The 8,439-nt window shown below is 62.7% G+C and carries 7 protein-coding genes; 4 read left to right on the top strand and 3 right to left on the bottom strand.

Going from position 1 to position 8,439, the window contains the following annotated elements; genetic code table 11:
• The 4 genes from QMX97_RS30605 to QMX97_RS30590 all read left to right on the top strand — a co-directional run.
• The coding region (locus QMX97_RS30605) for a hypothetical protein (RefSeq protein WP_282398152.1) at positions 1-206 on the top strand (206 nt) is incomplete at its 5' end.
• A 174-nt stretch (positions 207-380) separates the two neighbouring features.
• Positions 381-1,505 carry a GNAT family N-acetyltransferase gene (locus tag QMX97_RS30600; RefSeq protein WP_282398151.1) on the top strand — a complete coding sequence of 375 codons (1,125 nt, stop codon included), beginning with the start codon at positions 381-383 and terminating at the stop codon, positions 1,503-1,505.
• Positions 1,505-3,274, top strand: coding sequence for a HAMP domain-containing sensor histidine kinase (locus QMX97_RS30595; protein WP_282398150.1), 1,770 nt, complete (start codon positions 1,505-1,507; stop codon positions 3,272-3,274). Before QMX97_RS30600 ends, QMX97_RS30595 begins: the two co-directional genes overlap by 1 nt.
• The gene (locus tag QMX97_RS30590) at positions 3,264-4,661 is read left to right on the top strand and encodes a sigma-54 dependent transcriptional regulator (protein WP_065906804.1); all 1,398 of its coding nucleotides are present in this window, start codon (positions 3,264-3,266) and stop codon (positions 4,659-4,661) included. Before QMX97_RS30595 ends, QMX97_RS30590 begins: the two co-directional genes overlap by 11 nt.
• Before the next feature lie 67 nt (positions 4,662-4,728).
• On the opposite strand, the gene QMX97_RS30585 is transcribed toward QMX97_RS30590, so the two are convergent.
• The 3 genes from QMX97_RS30585 to QMX97_RS30575 are packed head-to-tail and all read right to left on the bottom strand — an operon-like array spanning position 4,729 to position 8,313.
• Positions 4,729-5,067 carry a GlpM family protein gene (locus tag QMX97_RS30585; protein ID WP_065906802.1) on the bottom strand — a complete coding sequence of 113 codons (339 nt, stop codon included), beginning with the start codon at positions 5,065-5,067 and terminating at the stop codon, positions 4,729-4,731.
• Positions 5,068-5,077: 10 nt separating this feature from the next.
• Positions 5,078-6,415 (bottom strand): sigma-54 dependent transcriptional regulator, encoded by a 1,338-nt coding sequence (locus QMX97_RS30580; protein WP_106805024.1) that lies wholly within the window; start codon positions 6,413-6,415, stop codon positions 5,078-5,080.
• Positions 6,412-8,313, bottom strand: a complete 1,902-nt coding sequence (locus QMX97_RS30575; protein ID WP_065906797.1) for a sensor histidine kinase — start codon at positions 8,311-8,313, stop codon at positions 6,412-6,414. The genes QMX97_RS30580 and QMX97_RS30575 overlap by 4 nt, the downstream gene beginning before the upstream one ends.
• Positions 8,314-8,439: the final 126 nt, after the last annotated feature.

Here is an 8,439-nt window from a genome sequence, read left to right as displayed (position 1 = left end):
ACCTGCTGCTCATGCTGAACCTATTTTCCAGGCTGAACCTGCTGCTTATGCTCAACCTATTTTCCAGGCTGAACCTGCTGCTTATGCTCAACCTGTTTTCCAGGCTGAACCTGCTGCTCATGCTGAACATTCTTTCCACGGTGAACCTGCTTCTCGTGGCGAGCGGGCTTGCCCCGCGTTGGGTGGCGAAGCCGCCCCCTCGCTGACACTGCATGCTTCCCGTTAGGACTGGGGTGGCTGGGTTTGGGGCGGCTTCGCCGCCCAGCGCGGGGCAAGCCCGCTCGCCACAATAGAGCGGTTGCCACAAGAGGATTGCTGCCACACCACGCCCGATCATGACCACAGGCCGGCTCGCTCAAGAAATAGAAAAAGGGAAATCCGTGATCACCGCCCAAGCCTTCTCGACCATCCGGGCCATCCAGCGCAGTGCCTGGAACGACTGTTTTCCCGGTGCCCTGGAGGATTGGGACTTTTACGTGGCCGTGGAAAACGCGGCCATTGATGATTTCAAATGGCGTTACCTGGCGGTCTACGACAGCGGGTCGCTGGTGGCGGTTGCGCCCGCGTTCATCACGCAGTATCGACTCGACACCACGGTGTCGGGCACCGGCAAGCGCTTTACCGAGCGCCTGGAGCGACTGTGGCCGGGTGTTTTACAGTTGCCGTTGTATGCCATCGGCTCTCCGGTGGCCGAGCGCTGTGATGCGGGCATCGCCAGTAGCGTGCCCGAGGCGCGGCGCCCGCTGATGATCACGCACGTACTCAAGGCCGCGCGCCAGGATGCCAACGCATTCGGCATCGGCCTGGTGGCGGTCAAGGATGTGCCCACCCACGATACACAGTGGGCCGCCAGTTGCCGTGTTGCCGGGTTTCAGAGCATGCCGAGCCTGCCCAACGGCTGGCTGACGGTGCCTTACGGTTCGGTGGACGCCTACCTGGGTTCGCTGTGCAAATCGACCCGCAAGGACCTGCGCCGTAAACTGCGTGCGCCGGGGCCACGGGTGGAATGGCGGCACAACATAGATGATGTGTTGCCGCAGGTGATGCGCCTGTATGAAGACACGCTCAGCCGCGCGGATTTACAGTTCGAACGCCTACCGGCAAGTTACTTCACCGGTATCCTTGAACGGCTTGAAAAACGCGCGGTCTGTGCACTTTATTGGGTGGACGAGCGCCTGGTGGCGTTCAACCTGATGCTGGTGGATCAGCACCGCTTGGTCGACAAGTTTTTCGGGCATGACCGTGAGTTCAGCCGTGAGTACAACCTGTACTTCAGGTGTTGGCTGACCAATGTCGACTATTGTATTCAGCACAATATCCCCGTGTATGAATGCGGTCAGGAGGGTTATGCCAGTAAGCTGCGCCTGGGATGCGAATTCCGCGGCAACAACCTGTTTTTTCGTCACCGTAATCGGCTGGTCAACGGCCTGCTCAAACTTGTGAAGATGTACCTCCGACCGGATCGTTCCGACCCTGCCATGGCTGCTGCGATAAGCGAAACCTGATGATCACCAAGACCCGCCAGAAAGCCCGCCCCTTTGCCATTTCGCGCTGGAGCGTCCAGCGCAAGCTGGTGCTGGCGTTTTGGCTGGTCAGCGTCATTCCCACCATGATCGCGGCCGAACTGGCGGCGACCACGCTGTCGCAGATTTTCGACAGCAACGTGCGGATCTGGCTGCAGGAGTCGACCAAGATCGTCAAGGACGAAATCGGCGACATCCTTCATGACAACGCGCGCATGGCCAAGCTGTTCCTGCGCTACACCAGCCCGCCGTCGAACAAGCAGGCGGCCAAGCACGACCGGCTCACCGCCGACATCGCCGATGCCACCGACATCGACGTGGTCGCGCTGATTCGCGTCAGTGACCACAAAGTGGTGTTCAGCACGGCGGCCGACGATGTCGTCAAACAGATCGACCTGACCAGCAACGCGGTGCTGCAGACGGTCAAGGTGGCGGGGGTGAGCACCGGCCTGGTGGTGTCGACCTTCGAAACCACCCAGGAGGGTGTCGACTACCTGCTGCTCGTGGCCACTTACCTGGACAGCAGCTTCCTGACCAGCGTGGCCGATGTGCATTCGCTGGATTTGCGCTTGTACCTGGCGAACCCCGACGGTTTCTCGGAGATCTTCTCGACGCAGCGTTTCGAGGATCACCCTTCGCGCATCCCGAAAAATGTCGAAGCCACGATGCGCAGCACCAAGCAGCCCAGCGAGCAGTTCACCAATAACTACAGCGGTCTGTACTGGCCGATCTTCAACGATGCCGGCGACCTGCAAGGCGTGATCTTCAGCGGCCTGCTGCGCCACACCAGCCTGGTCGGGCTGGTGAACCAGAGCAACCTGTTCGTGCTGATTTTCCTGCTCAGCTCGGCGCTGTCGCTGGCGGCCGGGGTGTTGGTGTCGCGGCGCCTGACCAAGCCGCTGCGGGATTTGTCCCAGGGTGTGGACGCAGTGATTTCGGGCAACTACGAGCACCGGGTGCTGGTCAGCGGTGGTGACGAACTGGCGCAATTGAGCAGCACCTTCAACCACATGACTGAGCGCCTCGGCGAGTTGCATCACCTCGAGGCCCAGTTGCGCCGCCGTGATCGCCTGCACGCCCTGGGCGAAGTCGCCATGGGCCTGGCCCACGAGATCCGCAACCCGCTGGGTATCATCAAGACCGCCACCCAGTTGCTGCACCGCCGCGCCGACCTGGCCGAGTCCGATAAGCGCCACCTGGAGTACGTGATCAGCGAAGTCAGCCGCATCAATGACCTGATCACCGAGTTCCTCGACTTCGCCAAGCCCAACCCGCCACTGCGTGTACTGCAGCCGGCCCGGCCGCTGGTGGAGGAGATCCTGGGCTTCTGCTCGCCGGAACTGGCCACGCATAACATTGATGCACAGATCGACGACCAGGCACCGGGGGCGACGATCTACGCGGACGCCAAGCAGCTCAAGCAGGCCTGCCTCAACCTGATTCTCAACGCCATCGATGCCATGCCCGAAGGCGGCCGCCTGACCCTGGGCATTCGCACCGTGGGCGACAATACCCTGATCAGCATCGGCGACACCGGCCAGGGGATCCCGGCGGAGATGATCGAGCGCATCTTCACGCCGTTTGTCACCACCAAGGCCTCGGGCACTGGCCTGGGCCTGGCAAAAGTCTATTCGATCATGGAAAGTCACGACGGCAGCATCGAATGCACCAGTGAGAAAGATGCCGGCGCCACCTTCAGCCTGTACATTCCGGCGATTGGCGAAGACGACGAGGACAGTCATGACGCATAACATTCTGGTAGTCGACGACGAACCCAAGCTCTGCGACCTGCTGGCCTCGGCCCTGGGCCAGAACCACGTGCAGGTGTTCATTGCCGGCAATGGCCTGCACGCGCTCAAGGTGCTGGAGCAGGAAGACATCGACCTGGTGATCAGCGACTGGCGCATGCCGGGCATGGACGGGCCGGCCCTGTTGGCGGAGATCAAGGTGCGCTACCCCCAGGTGCCGGTGATTGTGATGACCGCCTACAGCACGGTGAAAAACGCCGTGCAGTCGATGCGCAACGGCGCCTATGACTATATCGCCAAGCCGTTCGATATCGACGAGCTGGACATCACCGTGGCCAAGGCCCTGCAGTTTCGCGAGATCATGCGCGACAACGCGCGCATGCGCGCCGAGCTGGACGAGCACGCGCAATTCGACAGCCTGGTCGGCGACAGCCCGGCGTTTCGCAAAGTGCTGCAGGCTGTGGATTCGGTGCGCGACAGCGCTGCCACCGTGCTGCTGACCGGTGAAAGCGGCACTGGCAAGGAAATGGTCGCCCGCGCCATCCACAAGCACGGCAGCCGCGCCGACAAACCGTTCGTGGCGGTCAACTGCGCCGCCATTCCCGAGGGCTTGCTGGAAAGCGAGATGTTCGGTCATCGCAAGGGCGCCTTTACCGGCGCCGTGACTGACCGGGTCGGACGCTTCCAGCAGGCCGACAAGGGCACGCTGTTTCTCGATGAAGTGGGCGACATGCCGCTGGCGCTGCAGGCCAAGATTCTGCGGGCGTTGCAGGAGCGGGTGATCGAACCGGTGGGTGACCCGCGCGAGCGCAAGGTGGACGTACGGGTGATTGCCGCCACCAACAAGAACCTGCTCGATGCGGTGGCCAATAAAGAGTTTCGCGAAGACCTGTATTACCGCCTCAATGTCTTCCCGATTCCGCTGCCGGCGCTGCGCGAGCGCGCCGAAGATATCGTGCCGCTGGCCCGCCACTTCGCCCAGACCCTGAGTGCTACCGCGGGTAAACGCATCACCGGCTTCAGCCCGGAGGCGCTGCAGGCCATGGCCGCCTATCACTGGCCGGGGAATATTCGCGAACTGCAAAACTGTGTGGAGCGCGCGACCATCGTGGCGGCCTCGCCGGTGATCGAGGATATCGACCTGCCGGCGTACCTGTTTGCTTCCCGGCCTGGCGAAGGCGGCGTCACCGCGCTGCTGGGTGACACACCAGGCGTGCCGGCTGACCTGGATGCGGCCTTGGCCGAAGTCGAGAAAACCTACATTCTGGCGGCGCTGAACGAAAGCAACGGCGTGCAGGCCGCAGCGGCGGCGAAGATCGGGATATCCGAGCGCAGCTTCTGGTACCGCCTGAAAAAGCTGGGCATCCAGGTCGACAAGATCGTGCGTTGATCTCGCTGTAGCCACCGATCAAATGTGGGAGCAGGCAAGCCAGCTCCCACATTTGGATCGGGTTGGGTCAGGCGTGAATGCGCACCCAGATGCTGACCAATATTGTCGCCGCCATCAGCCACGCCACCGCCGCCACGGCGAGTGATGCTTCCAGGCGCATCCGATCGACCATCAGATACAACGTCGCCAGGTACACAAAGTAAGGAATGATCGACCACATCCCGAACAGGATCGTGGTCTTCAAGTCGTCCAGCGAACGGCCCTTGCCGACGATGTAGTGGGCGATCAGCGCAAAGGTCGGAAACAGCGGCACCAACCCGGCGATGTAATAGTTTTTGGTCTTGGCCAATGCAGCCAATATCAATACCACTGCCGCGCCGAGGGCGGCCTTCAATACCAGATCCACAACGCGCTCCTTAGTGGCTCAAGCCATATTTCTTGACCTTGTCGAACAGGGTGGTCTTGGCCATCCCCAATTCCTGGCTGGCCTGGGTCAGGTTGCCGCCGCTGCGTTGCAGGGCATCGTTGAGCAGGTTGCGTTCAAAGGCTTCCACTGCTTCGGTGAAGGCCAGGCCATGGCTGCCGCTGCTCGCGCCGCTCTTCTTGAAGGCGGGCAGGCCGAGGGCGAAGCGTTCGGCGACGTTGCGCAGTTCGCGCACGTTGCCGGGCCAGTCATGGCTCATCAGGCTCGAGACGGTCTGGTTGTCCAGCTCCGGTGCCGCGCGGTCAAAGCGCAGGGACGACTGCTGCAGGAAGTGCTCGAACAGTTGCAGGATGTCTTCACGGCGTTCGCGCAGGGGTGGCAACTCCAGGGTCACCACGTTGAGGCGGTAATACAGGTCGCTGCGGAACTGGTTGGCGCGGCTCAGTTCGTCGAGGTCGGACTTGGTGGCGGCGATCACGCGGCAATCCACGGCCACGCTCTGGTTCGAGCCCAGGCGTTCGAGGGTGCGCTCCTGCAAGACCCGCAGCAATTTGATCTGCAGGTTGATCGGCATGCTTTCCACTTCATCGAGGAACAGCGTGCCTTCATGGGCGTGCTCGATCTTGCCGATACGGCGCTTGCCGGCACCGGTGAAGGCGTTGGCTTCGTGGCCGAAGATCTCGCTTTCGAAGAGGTTCTCCGGCAGGCCGCCGCAGTTCAGTGCGACAAACTGGTGGTCGTGGCGTCGGCTGAAATCATGCAGGCAGCGCGCCACCAGCTCCTTGCCGGTGCCGGTCTCGCCTTCGATCAACACGTTGGCCGACGTGTCGGCGACGTTGGCGATCAGCTCGCGCAGGTTCTGCATGGCCGGCGAACGGCCGATGATGCGGCCTTCCAGCGAGTCGCGCTCGGCCAACTGGCGGCGCAGTGACCAGACTTCGCGTGCCAGCCCGCGTTGCTCCAGGGCGCGGCGGGCGACGTCGACCAGGCGCTCGGGGGAGAAGGGTTTTTCCATGAAGTCATAGGCGCCGTTGCGCATCGCGCCCACCGCCATGGAGATGTCGCCATGCCCGGTGATCAACACCACCGGCAGGCTTTTATCCAGGGCCTTGAGGCGCGTGAGCAGCTCCAGGCCGTCGATGCCCGGCAGGCGAATATCGCTGATGACAATGCCGGCGAAGTTCTCGCCGATGCGCTTCAACGCCTCTTCGGCGCTGCCCACGCCGACGCTGGGAATATCTTCCAGCGCCAGGGCCTGCTGGCAGCCGAGCAGCACATGCGGGTCGTCTTCGACGATCAGGACGGTGAGGTCTTTCGGATCTGTATTCATGTCGACTCAACATGTTGAGCGCCCACCAACGGCAGGCACAGGACAAAGGCAGTACCACCACTGGCCGGGTGTTCGACGGCGAGGTTGCCGCCGGTGGCCGCCGCGAGGCTGGCGGACAGGGTCAGGCCCAGTCCCAGGCCTTGCTCGCCGGGCTTGGTGGTGAAGAACGGTTCGAATAAATGCTTGCGGGCCTCGGCGTCGATGCCGTGGCCGTTGTCACGTACCAGCAGGCGGTATTTGCCGTCGGCGGCGCTGCCTTCCAGCCACAGTTCGGGGGCCGGTTGCGCTTGCATGGCGTCGAGGGCATTGCCGATCAGGTTGACCAGGATCTGTTCCAGGCGTGTCTGGTCGATCTGCAACTGGGCCGGTGCGAAGTCGCGGTGCAGGGTCAGCGACAGGTTGTCCAGGCGTGCGCCCATGACCTGGAATGCCGCGTCGACCGCCTTGCCCAGGCTGGCTTCGCCCTGGTCGTCGCCGCGCCGCGCAAAGGAGCGCAGGCTGGCGGTGATGCGACCCATGCGGTCGATCAGTTCGTTGATGGTCTTGAGGTTGGCGCTGGCGGTGTCCAGCGCGCCGCGTTCGAGGAAACGCACGGTGTTGCCGGACAATGTGCGCAGCGCGGCCAGCGGCTGGTTCAGTTCGTGAGCGATGCTGGTGGACATCTGGCCGATGGCGGCGAGCTTGCCGGCCTGCACCAGTTCATCCTGGGCGCGGCGCAGGGTCTCTTCGGCCTGGCGGCGTTCGCGGATCTGGCTCTTGAGCCGTTCATTGCTGGCGCGCAAGTCGGCGGTGCGCTCGGCAATCCGGCGTTCCAGCTGGCTGTTGGCTTCCTGCAGCGCTTCGCGCGCGGCCAGGCGAGTGGCGATGACCTTGCGCCGCTCGTTCCAGGCAATCAGCAGGAAGGCCACCAGGCCAAAGGCCACGGCCACCAGGATGCCCTGGTTGATCGCCGCGCGGCGCAGGTCGTTGAGCGGGGTGAGCAGGGTGAAATTCCACGGCGTGTCGTTGAGCGGACGGGTTTGCGCGAGGTAGCTGACCTCGTGCTCGTCGTTCACCACTTCGCTGTTGGCGGGGAAGGTCAGTTTCTCGGTGCCTTCGTTGATACGCTCGCGGGCCAAGGGCTCCAGCTCGTTCAGCGTCGCCCAGTAATATTGCAGGCTGTGGGCCAGGCGTTCCTTGGTGTCATCGCTGAGCGGGCGCACGGCCTTGAGGCGGCGGGCCGGGTCGCTGGAGAGGATGATGATGCCGTTTTCGTCGCTCACAAATGCTTCGAGACGCGCGCGCTGCCAGCGCTCTTCCAAGGCTTCGAGGCGCACCTTGACCACGGCGACGCCGATGATCTTGCCGTGTTCTTCCAGGCCATGGGCCAGGTAGTAGCCGGGTTCGCCGTTGGTACTGCCGATGCCATAAAAGCGCCCGGGCTGACCGCGTACGGCATTCTGGAAATAGGCACGGAAGGACAGGTCTTCACCCTGGTAACTGTCGGCATCGCGCCAGTTACTGGTGGCCAGCACGCGGCCGGTGGTGTCCATCACGTAGATGGCCCGACTGCGACTGCGTCGGTTCAGGCCTTCGAGGTAATCGTTGACTGTCTGCCGGGTCTCCTGGTTGGGGTCGGCGAGCAGCTTGGAGACGCTGGACTCCAGCTCCAGCAGGCTGGGCAGGTAGGTGTATTTGCTGAGTTCGCTTTCGACGGTGCGCGCATGCAGCTCCAACTGGCGTTCGCCGTTGTCGCTGAGAGTGCGGATGCCGTAGTGCTCACTGACCCAGAAGCCGATATAACCCAGGCCGATCATCAGGGCGATGATCAACGGCGGCAGGAACAGTTGGCGAATCAGACGAGGTTTCACGGCAAGTGATGGCGGTGCGGCGCGAAATTGGTTGGGGTCGCATTTCATCACAGATGCCTTGGGTCAACCAGCGCTTGCCAGCCTGCGGGGTCCAATGTGGGAGCGGGCTTGCTCGCGAATGCGATCTGTCAGCAGATGCTTCAGTGACTGAAAGACCGCATTCGCGAGCAAGCC

This window comes from Pseudomonas sp. PS01298 (assembly GCF_029959745.1).
Lineage (GTDB): Bacteria > Pseudomonadota > Gammaproteobacteria > Pseudomonadales > Pseudomonadaceae > Aquipseudomonas > Aquipseudomonas aylmerensis.
This window is presented reverse-complemented; position numbering and strand designations above follow the sequence as displayed.

What these genes read in the sequence shown, in the direction of transcription:
- QMX97_RS30595 (WP_282398150.1), top strand. Translation starts at nt 1,505, where the DNA reads ATGATCACCAAGACCCGCCAGAAAGCCCGCCCCTTTGCCATTTCGCGC.
- QMX97_RS30590 (WP_065906804.1), top strand. Translation starts at nt 3,264, where the DNA reads ATGACGCATAACATTCTGGTAGTCGACGACGAACCCAAGCTCTGCGAC.
- QMX97_RS30580 (WP_106805024.1), bottom strand. Translation starts at nt 6,415, where the DNA reads ATGAATACAGATCCGAAAGACCTCACCGTCCTGATCGTCGAAGACGAC.
- QMX97_RS30575 (WP_065906797.1), bottom strand. Translation starts at nt 8,313, where the DNA reads ATGAAATGCGACCCCAACCAATTTCGCGCCGCACCGCCATCACTTGCC.